Below are 13,833 nucleotides of genomic sequence, written 5' to 3'. Positions count from 1 at the left end.
CGTACCAATAGAAAGCTCTGTCGGACCTTTCTCTGCTTGAGGTGGGACAAATAATGTTTACAACACGACCTCAGCGAATATGCCGCGCGTAATGCCGGGGATCGAAGCGCAGTACGATCAGCAGCATCACCACCACCACGGCCGTCAATGACCACCAGGCCCACTCGAAGCTGCCCAGCTGGTCGCGGATCATCCCGGCAATCAACGGCGACAACCCGGCGATCAGGTAGCCGATGCCCTGCACAAAGGCCGTCAGGCCACCGGCGCGGCGCGGGTTGTCGAGGTGGTCGAGGGACAGGATCAGGCTCATCGGAAACAAGCCGCCAATGCCAAGACCCAGTAAACACGGCCATAGCAGGCTCAGGTATTGCGGGCTCAGGATCAGGCCGCAGAAGCCGGCGATGATCAGCACCAGCAGCACCGCGACCACACCCCGCTTGTCCCTCCGGCGGTTGGCGATGGCCGGGGTAATCAGGCCGGAGACCACTTCCATCGCCGTCAAAAAGCCCAGCAACAGGCCGGCGTTCTGTTCGCTCCAGCCTTGTTCCACGTAGTACGGCGCCAGCCAGGCCAGTACGCAGGTGTAGGACGCGGTACCGAGGCCGAAGAAAATCGCCAGCAACCAGGCCCGGCGATTGCCGAAGAATGACGCCTGCGGGCCTGCGCCGGCTTGCGGCAGCGGCGGCAGCACCGAGCGTTGGGCGTACCAGAACACCAGCGCCAATACCGCGAGAACCGCCCAGATGGCCAGGCCGATGCGCCAGCTGCCGGTTTGCACCTGGATAAACGGCGAGAACGAAGCGGCGAGGGCCGCGCCGCCCATGATCGCGGTGACGTACAGGCCCATGAACAGGGAAACGTTGTCGCTGAAGCGCGACTTGATCAAGGCGGGCATCAACGCCTGGATCATCGCGATGCCTACGCCGGCGGCGATGGCGCTGAGGATCAGCTCAACCGCCGAGTCCAGGAACAACCGGGAGACGGTGGCCAGGCCGATCACCACCAGCGACAGCACAATGCTGCGATGCTCGCCGAAGCGTTTGGCCACGGCCATGCCAAAAAACATCGCCAGGCCCATGGCCATGACGGGCAGCATGGTCAGCAGGGAGGCCGTGCTGAAACTCAGGGCCACATCGGCGCGAATCGACGACAACAACGGGCCGACGGCGGCCATCGACGGGCGCAGGTTGAGGGCGACCAGCACAACGCTGATCATCAGCCAAACGGCGGTGGCGGGTTTTGCGCGGACGTTTTCCATGGGCGAGCCTTGAACTGACAAGGGCAGTATTAGGCCGGGCGTGGGGGAGGGCGGCAAATGAGAAAGTCGTTGGGGCTATTGAAAAAATGCATCTGCTGACACGGCACAAATCAACAGGTAGGAGCTGGCTTGCCTGCGATAGCGGTGGCTCAGGCAACACATCTGTGTCTGATAGACCGCAATCGCAGGCAAGCCAGCTCCCACAGGGAACAGTGGTGCTCTTGAGTGTTTCTACACCGCCCGGATCACATGCTTGATCTCCTGAAACGCCTGCAACCCCCACGGCCCCAGTTCCCGGCCAATACTGCTCTGCTTGTAACCACCCCACGCCGTTTGCGGGAAGATCACCTGCGGCGCGTTGATCCACACCAAACCCACCTGCAAAGCATTGGCCACACGCTCAGCCGCTTCCAGGTTGCTGCTCAGCACGCTCGCGACCAGGCCAAACTCACTGTCATTGGCCAGCGCCACCGCCTCGGCCTCACTGGCAAAACTGCGCACGCACAGCACCGGGCCGAAGATCTCCTCGTTCCACAACGCGCTGTCCAACGGCACTTCAGTGAAGACCGTCGGGCGAATGAAATACCCATGAGGCAAATCCGCCGGGCGCCCGCCGCCACACAGCAGCTTCGCGCCGGCTTGCACGCCACGTTCGATATGCCCCAGCACCCGCTGGTACTGCGCACGGTTGACCAATGCGCCCATTTCCACGTCTTCGGCAAACGGGTCCGCCACGCGAATGCTCTCGGCCCTGGCCTGCAAGCGGGTGAGAAACTCGTCCGCCAGTTCGTCGGCCACCAACACCCGGCTGGTGGCGGAACACATCTGCCCGGCGTTGAAGAAACCACCGCCGCAGGCCAGTTCCACGGCCAGGTCGAGGTCGGCGTCCGCCAGCACCAGCAACGCGGATTTGCCGCCCAGTTCCAGGCTCACACCCTTCACCGTTTCGGCGGCGCGCTGCATCACCTGCACGCCCACGGCATTGCTGCCGGTGAAGGAAATTTTCGCGATCCGTGGGTCAGCCGCCATCGGCGCGCCCACCGCCAGGCCAGTGCCGCAGACCAGGTTGAACACACCGGCAGGCAAGCCCACCGAGGCGATGATCCGGGCCAGTTCCAGCTCTGCCAGCGGCGTCACTTCCGAAGGCTTGAGCACCACGCAGCAACCGGCCGCCAGCGCGGGGGCGAGTTTCCAGGCGGTGGTCACCATCGGGAAATTCCACGGCACAATCAGGCCGACCACGCCGCAGGCTTCACGGCGTACACGGGCGCTGAAGTCCTCAGTGGGCAGTACCACCGGACGGTCCTGGGTGGCGTCCATTTCGTCGGCCAGGTTCGCGTAATAGGCAAAGGTGGCGATCACGTCATCCACATCGATGCCGGCTTCAAACAGCGGCTTGCCGTTGTTGCTCGATTGCAGTTGCATCAGGTGTTCACGCTCTGCGCTCACACCCTCGGCGATCTTGCGCAACAGCGCGGCGCGGTCGCGGCCGGTGCTTTTTGACCAGCCCGGGAAGGCCGCGCTGGCGGCGCCGATGGCCTCAGTCACCGCGCCTGCATCACCCACGCTCACTTGGGCCAGGGTGGCCTCGGTGGCCGGGTTGATCACGTCCAGCACGTCATGGCCGGCACGCCACGCGCCATTGATAAACAGCCCATTCAATACCGCGCTCATACCGCCACCTCCTTCATCCAAAGCCCCTGGTCGATTTCAATCAGCGTCGGGCCCTGGCGATCAGTGGCGGCACGCAAGGCGCTGCGTAATTCCTCAACACCCTGGACGCGCTGGGCAGCAGCGCCGAGGGCCTTGGCCACGCCGATAAAGTCCGGGGTGTAGATGTCCACGCCCACCGGTTCGATGGCGCGGTTGACCATGTATTTCTTGATCTCCTCATAGCCCTGGTTATTCCACAGCAGCACGATTACCGGCGTGCGCGCTTCCACGGCGCTGGCCAGTTCCGGCAGGGTGAATTGCAGGCCGCCGTCGCCGATCAGGCACACCACCGGCGCGCCGTTGCCGCGCCCCAGCCACGCACCGATGGCCGCCGGCAAGGCGTAGCCGAGGGTGCCGTAGCCGGTGGAGGAGTTGAACCAGCGGCGCGGCTGGTCGAGGTTCAGGGTCAGGTTGCCGGTGTACACCGGTTGAGTGGAGTCGCCCACCAGTACGGCGTCGGGCAGTTCGTCCAGGACGGTGTTGAGGAACAGGGTTTGCGCGCGGGTGGCGGCGTCCCAGGTGGGTTCCAGTTCGCTCCACAGGCGGGCGACGCGGTGGGCGCCCCAGTTGCTGTCGCGGGCGGCCAGGGGTTTGTTGCCCAGCTCGGCAAGCAGTGCCTGCGCAGCGATTTGCGCGTCGGCTACCAGCGCGACTTGCGGCGGGTAATTGCGCACGGTCTGGTCGGAATCGATGTCGATGCGCAGCAGGGCACCGGGAATGTCGAAGCCGCCGGCGAAAGTCACGTCGTAGTCGGTTTCGGCCAGCTCGGTGCCGATCGCCAGCACCACGTCTGCCTCGGCTACCAGGGCACGGGTGGCGACCAGGGTTTGGGTCGAGCCGATCAGCAGCGGGTGGTTGGCGGCCAGCATGCCCTTGGCGTTGATGGTCAGCGCCACCGGCGCGCCGAGGGTTTCGGCCAGTTGCGTCAACTCGGGCGCTGCGTCGATGGCGCCACCACCGGCGAGAATCAGCGGGCGTTTTGCCGCCGCCAGCAACTGGCTCATCTGTTTGACCGCCGACGGCGCAGCGCCAGCGCGGGAAACGCTGACCGGTTCGCTGCCGAGCAACGCGTCGGCGTTTTCCACCAGCACGTCCAGCGGGATTTCGATGTGCACCGGGCGCGGTCGTCCGGCCTGGAACAGCGCAAATGCCCGGGCCAGTACACCGGGCAACTCGGCCGCCGACATCAAGGTATGGGAGAACGCCGCCACGCCCGCGATCATCGCGTTCTGGTTCGGCAGCTCGTGCAGCTTGCCGCGCCCGCCGCCCAGCTGGCTGCGGGACTGCACGCTGGAGATCACCAGCATCGGGATCGAGTCGGCGTAGGCCTGGCCCATGGCGGTGGTGATGTTGGTCATGCCGGGGCCGGTGATGATGAAGCACACGCCGGGCTTGCCGCTGGTGCGCGCATAGCCGTCGGCCATGAAACCGGCGCCCTGTTCGTGGCGCGGGGTGACGTGGCGGATGCTCGAGCGCGCCAGGCCCCGGTAGAGTTCCACGGTGTGCACGCCGGGGATGCCAAACACCTGGTCCACGCCGTAGCCTTCCAGCAGGTTGACCAATACTTCGCCGCAGGTCGCCATTGTCGTCGCTCTTATTGTTGATAAAGGCCCGTATTGGAACGGCTGGCCCGTAGCGGCAACAATCGATAAAAAGTCATACTAGCCATGTCCTCTCGTCATGGCTGCGCCCTTATGAAACGTCTTCCGCCGCTGCCGGCCCTGCACACCTTTTGGGTCACGGCCCAGTGCTGCAACTTCACCCGAGCCGCCGAGCAATTGCACATCACCCAGGGCGCGGTGAGCCGGCAGATCGCCGGGCTGGAAAGTCATCTGGGCTATGCGCTGTTCCAGCGCCAGGCTCGTGGCTTGAGCCTCACCGAAGAGGGCCGCGAATGGTCACTGCGGGCGCAGCAGGTGTTCGGCCTGATCGGCGAGGCGGTTGAGCAGATCGGCACCCGCCGCGAGACCTTGCAGCTCAAGGCCTCCACCTGCGTGATGCGCTGGCTGTTGCCGCGCCTGATGCAGTGGCAGCAGGAACGCCCGGATGTGCCGGTGGAGTTGACCACCACCGTGGCCTACACCGTCGACTTTCGCCGCGAGCAGTTCGATGCCGCGGTGATCTACGCGCCGATTGCCGAGCAGTCGGCCCAGGCCCGGCATCTGTTCGATGAGCGCCTGACACCGGTGTGTGCGCCGGCCTTGCTCGGTGGCTTGCACACGCCCGCCGATTTGCAGCAACAGGTGTTGTTGCACCCTACGCGGGATGAGCGCGATTGGGCGTTGTGGTTGAAAGCGGCGAATACACGCTTGAGCAATCTGGCCCAGGGGCATCATTTTGAAACCCTGGACCTGGCGATGACGGTGGCGTCCCAAGGCTCGGGCGTGGCAATTGGTGACAGTGCGCTGATTGGCGAGGACCTGAAGGCGGGGCGGTTGGCCACACCGTTTGAACTACGGGTGCCGACGGGGATGGGGTATTACCTGGTGTACCCGCCGGGCACTGAGCCCTCGGCGGGGTTGGAGCAGCTTATGGATTGGCTGGTGAGCCAGGCACAGTCGCCGTCACAATGAAGATCAAAATGTGGGAGCGGGCTTGCTCGCGAAGGCGCCGGGTCAGCCAATACATCTGTTGACTGACACACCGCATTCGCGAGCAAGCCCGCTCCCACATTTTTAGTGCGCGTCAGCCTTAGTAGCCGACGGTAAACCGCTGGCGTGAGTGCTTCGGTGTTTCCACTTCATCAATCAGCGCAATCGCAAAGTCGGCAAAGCTGATCCAGCTGCGGCCTTCACTGCTCACCAGCAATTCATCCTGGCCCAGGCGGAATGTGCCGGTGCGTGCGGTCTCGACGAACTCCGCCGAAGGCGACAGGAAGGTCCAGTCCAGGTCTTTTTCCTGGCGCAGGGTATCGAGGAAAACACTGCCGGCGCTGGCTTCGGCTTTGTATTCCTCGGGGAAGCCCGGGCTGTCGATCACTCGGCTGCCGCCCGGCAACAACAGCGAACCGGCACCGCCGACCACCAGCAGGCGCTTCACGCCGGCTTTTTTCACCGGGTTGATCACCGCTTCCGGCGGCAGGGTGGCGAAGTGCGCCGCACTGATCACCACGTCGTTGCCGCGGATGGCCTGTTCCAGCGCCTGGGCATCCAGCGCATCGACTTGCTTGGCGGTGACGCCAGGGCGCGCGCCGATCTTGTCGGTATTACGTGCGATGGCCGTGACGGTGTGCCCGCGACGCAGCGCTTCTTCCAGCAGTTGGCTACCGGCACGACCGGTGGCACCAATGATTGCGATCTTGCTCATGACGTTCTCCAGTACGGTTAAGGGTTGAATCAACTCACCACTGCATTTCGCCCTTGGCGACTTTGGCGCCCAGTTCCAGGGTGCTCTCGTCGCCCAGGTTCGGGTAACGCTTTTGCATCGCCGCAATCAGGGCGGCGGAGTCCTTGGCCTTGGCGGTTTCTTCGTCAAAGGCCTTGATGTAGTCGGCGGTGAACGCCACGGATTTGAGCGACGGCGTGCCCAGGTAGTGACCCGGAATCACCGTGCGCGGTTTCAAGTCCTGGATACGTTGCAGGGTGGCCAGCCAATCGGTGTGGGACTTCGCGGTCTGCGTATCGGCCATCCACACATGAATGTTTTCCGCGACGACTACACCACCGACCACCGCCTTGATCGACGGGATCCACACAAAGGTGCGGTCCGGTTGTGCGCCGTCGAGGCCGATCACCTCCAACTGCTTGCCTTCGAGGGTCAGGCTGTGGCCCTCAAGCACCTGGGGAATGACGGCTTTGCCAGGCTTGTCCGCGCCCAGTTTCGGGCCCCAGAACGCCAGTTTGTGTTCAACGGTGGCCTTGATATGGTCCACCACCGGCTGCGGTGCCAGGACTTTGGCCTGGGGGAAGGCGGCGGTCAGGGTATCGAGGCCGAAGTAGTAGTCCGGGTCGCCGTGGCTGATGTAGATGGTAGTCAGGCGCTTGCCGCTGGCGCGGATTTTTTGCACCAGTTGCTCGGCCTGGGTCTTGCCGAATTGGGCGTCCACCAGGATCGCATCTTTGTCGCCGCTGACCAGTACCGAGGTGACCGGCATCATCGCGGTTTCGCCCGGGTTGTAGGCGTCCAGAGTCAAGTCGGCCGCCATGGCGTGGGCGGCGAAGGCCAGGGAGGCGGCGGCCAGGGCCACGCGCTTGAGCGGGGAGAATCCAAACATGTGCAGCTCCAGTCATCGGTAAGGTGTGGACAGAGCTTAGTTGCACCAAACGCTACAAAAAATGCGATGCTTGGACATAGTTTGTTTCTAAAATCGGGCAAATCATGGATCGTCTTCAAGCAATGCGGGTGTTTGTCGCGGTGGTGGACTTGGGCAGCCAGTCGGCGGCAGCCGACCATCTGGACCTGTCGCGCCCGGTGGTGTCGCGCTACCTGGCGGAGCTGGAAGACTGGGTCGGCGCGCGCCTGATGCACCGCACCACCCGCAAGCTCAGCCTGACCGCCGCCGGCAGCGAAACCCTGCCCCGTTGCCGGCAGATGCTGGAGTTGTGCAGCGACATGCAGGCCGCCGTCAGCGAACCCGACGAAGCGCCTCGCGGCCTGCTGCGCCTGAGTGTCAGCACCTCGTTCGGCCAGGCGCAACTGGCCGATGCCATGGCCGAATACGTCAAGCGCTACCCGCTGGTCAACATCGATATGCAGATGCTTGATCGCACGGTGAACCTGGTGGATGAGCGCATCGACCTGGCGATCCGTACCAGCTTCGAACTGGACCCCAACCTGATCGCCCGCCGCCTCACGCTGTGCCGTTCGGTGATCTGCGCATCGCCCGCTTACCTGCTGGAGCATCCGCAACCGCGGCAGGTACAGGACCTGGCCCGGCACAATTGCCTGACCCACTCCTACTTCGGCAAAAGCCTGTGGCACTTCATGGAAAACGGCGAGCCGGTGTCGGTGCCGGTGCAGGGCAATATCAGCGCCAACGAGGCCAGTACCTTATTGCGGGTGACGCTGGCGGGAGCAGGGGTGTCGCGGCTGCCGAGTTATCAGGCGGGCGACTACATCCGCAGCGGCGAGTTGATCCGCTTGTTGCCCGAGGCCGAGCCGCAGCAGATGAACATCTACGCGGTGTACGCCTCGCGCAAGCATATGCCGGCGGCGCTTCGCAGCCTGCTGGATTTCCTGGTATTGAGGTTTCCGGAAGAGCCGGTGTGGGACGTCGGTCTCTAAGCCGACATAAACAGGTTGAATGTCGCCCGATAATGGCGACTTGCCCCAGCTGACCTATGCTTATCAAAGCACCTTCTTGATCGGATCAGAGGTCAGCATCATGTCGATCAAAACAAGAAAGTACCTGATGATTTTCACCCTGTGCGCCGCCGCCACCGCGCTCTATGGCACTGCCGCCTACCGCGTCGAACAGACCCGCATGCAGCCGGGCTTCGCCTCCAGCTGCAATCACGGTCAATGCGTAGGCCACATGGCCGCTTTCAGTTCGCTTCGCTAGCGTCCTGGTCGGCTTTCAACTGCTCCCGAAACGCCTTCGGGGAGAACCCGACGCGTCGGCGAAACAGCCGTGAGAAGTTGGTCGGGTCGGAAAAGCCCAACACCTCCGACATTTCATTGATGGTCATGCTGGTGTAGGTCAGCAGGCGCTTGGCTTCCAGCAACTGGCGGTCGTGCATGATCTGCAACGCAGGCTGCCCGCCCAACTCCCGACACGTACCGTTCAGGTGTGAGACCGAGATCCCGAGCTTGTGGGCCAGGTCTTCGATTTTCGGGTGCTCGCGATAGTGTTGCTCTACCAGCTGGGTGAACCGGCGGAAATATTCGCGGCCCCGCGGTGCCCGTGGATGGCGACGCTGGATGGCCTGGCGGCTGATCCACACCAGCAGCACGCTGACCAGGGCGTGCATCATCATGTCTCGCGCCGGTTGGTCGCTGGCGTACTCCTCCTGCAGGCGCGCAAACAGGCTGTTGAGGTAGTCACTGTCGTTGCCGGCAGGGTAGCTGCCCAGGGCATTCAGGCCATCCAGCGCCGCGCCCAGTTGCCCCTGCAGGTGCGCCATCAGCGGCGCGGCCAGGGTGACCACAAACCCCTCGACGTCTTCGGAAAAGCGAAAGCCATGCACGCATAACGGCGGCAGCACCTGCAGCGTCGATTCATTCAGGGTGCTGCGCTGCCCCTCGATCTCCAGTTGTGCCTGGCCTTTGTGCACGTAAAGCAACTGGCACAGGTCCGCATGCCGGTGGGGCTGGATTTCCCACTGGTACTCACGGCTGCGCCGGGAGATGGTTTCACAGTGCAACAAATCCGGGGTCGGCCATTGCTGGCTCTCACCGTAGAGTTTGAACACTGGAATCGCGGCACTGGCAGTTTTGGTCATGGCTTCATCCGATACTTCGGGAGAGTTGTGCGGTAATCGCCCCAATTGGCGAAAAGCGCAGCTTTGGGCTCAGTTTTCACCTTCTTATGCCGGGCACTCAAGTGAAAAATGCCAGCAACACCTTCAATGACAACTCTTTCACCGGATACGTTCGGATGAAGCTTGCGGGCCATAAAAATAATGAAAACGCTGAAAACCCAAGTCGCCATCATCGGCGCCGGTCCCTCGGGGCTGCTGCTCGGTCAACTGTTGCACAACGCGGGGATCGAAACCCTGATTCTTGAGCGCCAGACGCCGGATTACGTGCAAGGGCGCATCCGTGCCGGGGTGCTGGAACAAGGCATGGTCGACCTGCTGCGCCAGGCCGGCGTGAGTGCGCGGATGGATGCCGAAGGCCTGGTGCATGAGGGCTTTGAGCTGGCGCTGAATGGGCAACTGACCCATATCGACCTCAAGACGCTGACCGGCGGCAAGACGGTGATGATCTACGGGCAAACCGAAGTCACCCGCGACCTGATGGCCGCGCGCCAGGCCAGCGGCGCGACAACGTTGTATGAAGCCGGCAACGTGCAGCCCCATGATCTGAAGAGCCCGGAGCCGTGGCTGAGCTTCGAACATAAAGGCGAGCAGTACCGGCTGGACTGCGACTACATCGCTGGCTGCGATGGTTTTCACGGTGTGGCGCGCCAGTCGATTCCCACCGAGGCATTGAAAGTCTTTGAACGGGTCTATCCGTTTGGCTGGCTGGGCATCCTCGCCGACACCCCGCCGATCCACGATGAACTGGTGTACGCCAAGCACGAACGCGGTTTTGCCCTGTGCAGCATGCGTTCACCGACCCGCAGCCGTTATTACCTGCAGGTGCCGGCGGATGAGTCGGTGGACGACTGGTCCGATGCACGCTTTTGGGATGAACTGAAAACCCGCTTGCCCAGCTCACTCACCGAACAACTGGTGACCGGCCCGTCCATCGAAAAGAGCATCGCGCCACTGCGCAGTTTTGTGGTGGAGCCGATGCAGTACGGCCGCCTGTTCCTGCTCGGCGACGCCGCCCACATCGTGCCGCCCACCGGCGCCAAGGGCCTGAACTTGGCGGCCAGCGATGTCAGCACCTTGTTCAATATCCTGCTCAAGGTCTACCGCGAGGGCCGAGTGGAATTGCTGGAAAAGTACTCACAGATTTGCCTGCGAAGGATCTGGAAGGCTGAACGGTTTTCCTGGTGGATGACCTCGATGCTGCATCAGTTTCCTGAGGCAGACGGCTTCAGCCAGCGCATTGCACAGAGCGAATTGGAGTATTTCGTGGACTCAGAGGCGGGGCGTAAAACCATTGCAGAAAATTACGTCGGACTTCCTTACGAGGCTATCGAATAGTCAGCTATCTAGTACACTGACGAGCATTCCCGTGGGCCTCCTTTTCCCGCGGGCCCTTGCTCGCAGGTTCTGCCGTGACCAACCTCAATCAGCCCGCCACACCCGCCGTGCGCAGTGTCCTTGTCGCCTTGATGATGGCGATCTTTCTCGGGGCCCTGGACCAGACCATCGTCGCCGTTTCCATGCCGGCCATTTCCGCGCAGTTCCATGATGTAAACCTGCTGGCCTGGGTGATCTCCGGCTACATGGTGGCAATGACCGTGGCCGTGCCGATCTACGGCAAGCTCGGCGACCTGTACGGGCGCCGGCCAATGATGCTGATCGGCATGGGGCTGTTCACCCTCGCTTCACTGTTCTGCGGCATGGCCCAGAGCATGGAGCAACTGGTGCTGGCGCGGATCCTCCAGGGCATCGGTGCCGGCGGGATGATTTCGGTCAGCCAGGCGATTATCGGCGACATCATCCCGCCCCGTGAGCGCGGGCGCTACCAGGGTTACTTCAGCAGCATGTACGCGGTGGCGAGCGTGGCCGGCCCGGTGTTGGGCGGCTACATGACCGAGTACCTGTCGTGGCGCTGGGTGTTCCTGATCAACCTGCCGCTGGGCGCGGGCGCCTGGTGGGTGGCCCATCGCACGCTGGTGGGGCTGCCGGTGCCGCAACGCAAGCCGGTGATCGACTACCTCGGCACCTTGCTGATGATCGTCGGTTTGACGGCGCTGTTGCTGGGTATCACCGAAATCGGCCAGGGCCATCATTGGCGCGACGATGAAGTGCTGGGGCTGTTGGTCTGTGCCGTGGTGGCGTTGACGGTATTTGTGTGGCACGAGCGTCGGGCGCGGGAGCCCTTGTTGCCGATGCACCTGTTTGCCAACCGCAGCGCGGTGTTGTGCTGGTGCACGATTTTCTTTACCAGTTTCCAGGCGATTTCCCTGACGGTGCTGATGCCGCTGCGCTACCAGACCGTCACCGGTTCCGGTGCCGACAGTGCCGCCTTGCATTTGCTGCCGCTGGCGATGGGCTTGCCGATGGGGGCGTATTTTGCCGGGCGCATGACCTCGGTGACCGGGCGTTATAAACCGATGATCCTGATTGGCGCCTTCCTGAGCCCGATCGCGATTTTCGGCATGGCGTTGAGTGCGCCTCAGGCGGTGGCGGTCACCAGTCTGTTTATGTTGCTGTGCGGGATTGCCGCCGGGATGCAGTTTCCGACTTCCCTGGTGGGTACGCAGAACTCGGTGGAGCAGCGGGATATCGGGGTGGCGACCAGCACCACCAACCTGTTCCGTTCCCTGGGCGGTGCAGTTGGAGTGGCATGCATGTCGGCGCTGTTGCTGGCGTTGTTGCAGGACTCCAGTTTTGCGCACCTGGCCAGTGGGGCGCTGGTCGCGGAAGGGAGTTCGGGGAATGTGCTGCTGGATGGCTTGAATGCGGCGCCTGGGCAGGCGCAGGATGCCTTGCGGGGGGAGTTGTTGATTACCTTCAGGCATTTGCTGATGGTCAGTGCCGGGGTGTCGTTGTTGGGGTTGGCGGCGGCGATTGCCATGCCTAATCGGGTGTTGCGGGGGCGGGAAGACAAGGCCAAATAGTTGGACCAATGAAGATTAAATGTGGGAGCGGGCTTGCTCGCGAATGCGGTCTGTCAGCTGATAAATAGGTTGGCTGATACACCGCATTCGCGAGCAAGCCCGCTCCCACATTCGATTGCGTTCCAGCATTTAAATAGCTGACATTCACGGGCTGTAATACCCCACAGCCACCATGAAATGTCCGGTTTTGCGCAAATACGCATGCTTGTTCTCAACCTTTCCGGTCACCGGATTTTTCCAGCGGTACTTGTATTCCCCCTGATCCTGCTCGGCCATGACCGCCAGGATCGGCTCACCTACCGGCTTCCCGTCGGGATCCTTGATCTTGCTGAAATCCGTATTCACCAACCGCGGAGTCGTGCCATGGGCCACGTAGCGCTGGGTGTCGAGGTCAACCACAAACACATACAAATCGTCCTGTAGAAAACCACCCTGCATGGCGTTGATCGCCTTGAGCGTCCCGGCCGGGTCTTTCTCCAGCGCCTTGACGGCTTTGTTTCGCAGCGCTCTGGCATGTTCCGGCGTCGCCCGCGGCAGGTAGTAGCCAACGGCCAAAATCCGCTGCCCGACGCGCTGGTAATACACATGTTTGCGTTCCACCTTGCCGTCATTCCAGTTCTGCCACCGGTAATCGGCCTGCTGGATGCCACTGCCTTCCGGCACCGCCAACGCCTTCTTGAACGACTTGTTCAGATCCGGCCCCAGTACCTCGGAAACATTGCGCCCGATCAACGCAGAAGAGGGCCCGCCACTCGCTAGCAGTACGCCCTTGGTGTTGACCACGAACACGTAACGGTCCTGGTCGACGAATTCACCCTGGCGGCTGAACGCCGCAAAAGCCTTGTCACCATTCGTCTGGTAATACGCCAAGGCCTTTTCCAGCAAGGCCTTGGCGGCTTGGGCATCCGCCTCCTCAGCGGTGGCGGCGTGCACCTGGCCAACACATAACAGCAGCAGCCAGGTGGCTCGGAGCATTGCCTTCATTACCCGTCCCTCGATCTTGTTGGTGTGCCAAGAGCGTAGACGGTTTGCCGGCAAATCAGAACGGTTTGGTCGGCAGGTATTTGCCATCCAGGGTGATCACCGCGCGGGAGCCGCCGTCCGGGTCTTCGACCTTCTTGATGTCCAGCTTGAAGTTGATCGCGCTGATGATGCCGTCGCCAAATTGTTCGTGCACCAGGGCCTTGAGGGTCGAACCGTAGACCTGCAGCATTTCATAGAAACGGTACATGGTCGGGTCCGTCGGCACGCCGCCCGGAAAGCTGCCGCGCAGGGGCACGGTTTGCAGCAGGCGGCTGGCGTCCTGGTCGAGGCCAAGCTTGTCGCAGACCACATCGGCAGCGTCCTTGGGCAGCGGATGCTGGCCGAGCAGGGCGGCGGTAACGAACGCCAGGCTCAGGCCGGTGCCGTCGGTGAGGTCCTGCCATGACAGGTTCTTGCGCGCCTTGATGTCGATGACGGTGTCGGCCAGGGCCAGGCGTGGGGATTGGGCGAATTGGGATTGCAGCATGGTGATGTCCTC

Annotated in this window: 13 protein-coding genes; 5 read left to right on the top strand and 8 right to left on the bottom strand. The window is 62.6% G+C overall.

The genetic code is table 11. The annotated features are described in order from the left end of the window. Positions 1 to 70 precede the first annotated feature (70 nt). The 3 genes from HX807_RS15590 to HX807_RS15580 all read right to left on the bottom strand — a co-directional run bounded on the left by HX807_RS15590 (position 71) and on the right by HX807_RS15580 (position 4,554). Complete coding sequence (locus tag HX807_RS15590) at positions 71 to 1,258, bottom strand: cyanate transporter (protein ID WP_177008928.1); 1,188 nt, start codon at positions 1,256 to 1,258, stop codon at positions 71 to 73. A 231-nt stretch (positions 1,259 to 1,489) separates the two neighbouring features. Next, positions 1,490 to 2,932, bottom strand: a complete 1,443-nt coding sequence (locus tag HX807_RS15585; RefSeq protein WP_177050407.1) for an aldehyde dehydrogenase family protein — start codon at positions 2,930 to 2,932, stop codon at positions 1,490 to 1,492. Continuing rightward, positions 2,929 to 4,554, bottom strand: coding sequence for a 5-guanidino-2-oxopentanoate decarboxylase (locus tag HX807_RS15580; RefSeq protein WP_177050405.1), 1,626 nt, complete (start codon positions 4,552 to 4,554; stop codon positions 2,929 to 2,931). The genes HX807_RS15585 and HX807_RS15580 overlap by 4 nt, the downstream gene beginning before the upstream one ends. A gap of 111 nt (positions 4,555 to 4,665) precedes the next feature. Between HX807_RS15580 and HX807_RS15575 the strand changes: the two genes are divergently transcribed. Then, on the top strand, positions 4,666 to 5,544 hold the full coding sequence (locus HX807_RS15575) for a LysR substrate-binding domain-containing protein (RefSeq protein WP_008437911.1): 879 nt from the start codon (positions 4,666 to 4,668) through the stop codon (positions 5,542 to 5,544). Between the two features lie 118 nt (positions 5,545 to 5,662). Here HX807_RS15575 and HX807_RS15570 read toward each other — a convergent pair whose 3' ends face one another. Both HX807_RS15570 and HX807_RS15565 read right to left on the bottom strand, forming a co-directional pair. After that, on the bottom strand, positions 5,663 to 6,277 hold the full coding sequence (locus HX807_RS15570) for an NAD(P)-dependent oxidoreductase (protein WP_102368311.1): 615 nt from the start codon (positions 6,275 to 6,277) through the stop codon (positions 5,663 to 5,665). Between the two features lie 34 nt (positions 6,278 to 6,311). Further along, a complete protein-coding gene (locus tag HX807_RS15565) occupies positions 6,312 to 7,184 on the bottom strand; it encodes an MBL fold metallo-hydrolase (protein WP_102368312.1) in 873 nt (290 codons plus the stop codon). Positions 7,185 to 7,288: 104 nt separating this feature from the next. On the opposite strand from HX807_RS15565, the gene HX807_RS15560 reads away from it, so the two are divergent. Then, positions 7,289 to 8,194, top strand: coding sequence for a LysR family transcriptional regulator (locus tag HX807_RS15560; RefSeq protein ID WP_003210653.1), 906 nt, complete (start codon positions 7,289 to 7,291; stop codon positions 8,192 to 8,194). A gap of 100 nt (positions 8,195 to 8,294) precedes the next feature. Beyond that, the gene (locus tag HX807_RS15555) at positions 8,295 to 8,471 is read left to right on the top strand and encodes a hypothetical protein (protein ID WP_162835184.1); all 177 of its coding nucleotides are present in this window, start codon (positions 8,295 to 8,297) and stop codon (positions 8,469 to 8,471) included. On the opposite strand, the gene HX807_RS15550 is transcribed toward HX807_RS15555, so the two are convergent. Further along, a complete protein-coding gene (locus HX807_RS15550; RefSeq protein WP_003210655.1) occupies positions 8,455 to 9,351 on the bottom strand; it encodes a helix-turn-helix domain-containing protein in 897 nt (298 codons plus the stop codon). The two genes, HX807_RS15555 and HX807_RS15550, sit on opposite strands and share 17 nt — an antisense overlap. A gap of 189 nt (positions 9,352 to 9,540) precedes the next feature. Here HX807_RS15550 and pobA point away from each other — a divergent pair, with 189 nt between their 5' ends. Next, entirely contained in the window at positions 9,541 to 10,725 is a 1,185-nt protein-coding gene (gene pobA / locus HX807_RS15545; RefSeq protein WP_177046293.1) for a 4-hydroxybenzoate 3-monooxygenase, read from the top strand. Positions 10,726 to 10,799: 74 nt separating this feature from the next. Continuing rightward, positions 10,800 to 12,311 carry an MDR family MFS transporter gene (locus tag HX807_RS15540; protein ID WP_177050403.1) on the top strand — a complete coding sequence of 504 codons (1,512 nt, stop codon included), beginning with the start codon at positions 10,800 to 10,802 and terminating at the stop codon, positions 12,309 to 12,311. A gap of 144 nt (positions 12,312 to 12,455) precedes the next feature. On the opposite strand, the gene HX807_RS15535 is transcribed toward HX807_RS15540, so the two are convergent. Both HX807_RS15535 and cynS read right to left on the bottom strand, forming a co-directional pair. Then, on the bottom strand, positions 12,456 to 13,295 hold the full coding sequence (locus HX807_RS15535; protein WP_177050402.1) for a cache domain-containing protein: 840 nt from the start codon (positions 13,293 to 13,295) through the stop codon (positions 12,456 to 12,458). Between the two features lie 55 nt (positions 13,296 to 13,350). Beyond that, entirely contained in the window at positions 13,351 to 13,821 is a 471-nt protein-coding gene (gene cynS, locus HX807_RS15530) for a cyanase (protein ID WP_003210659.1), read from the bottom strand. Between the last annotated feature and the right edge of the window lie 12 nt (positions 13,822 to 13,833).

Origin of the sequence: Pseudomonas sp. D8002 (assembly GCF_013385695.1) — a bacterium.
Taxonomy (GTDB): Bacteria; Pseudomonadota; Gammaproteobacteria; order Pseudomonadales; family Pseudomonadaceae; genus Aquipseudomonas.
The sequence above is the reverse complement of the archived record's forward strand: the minus strand, read 5'-3'. Positions and strand labels throughout refer to the sequence as shown.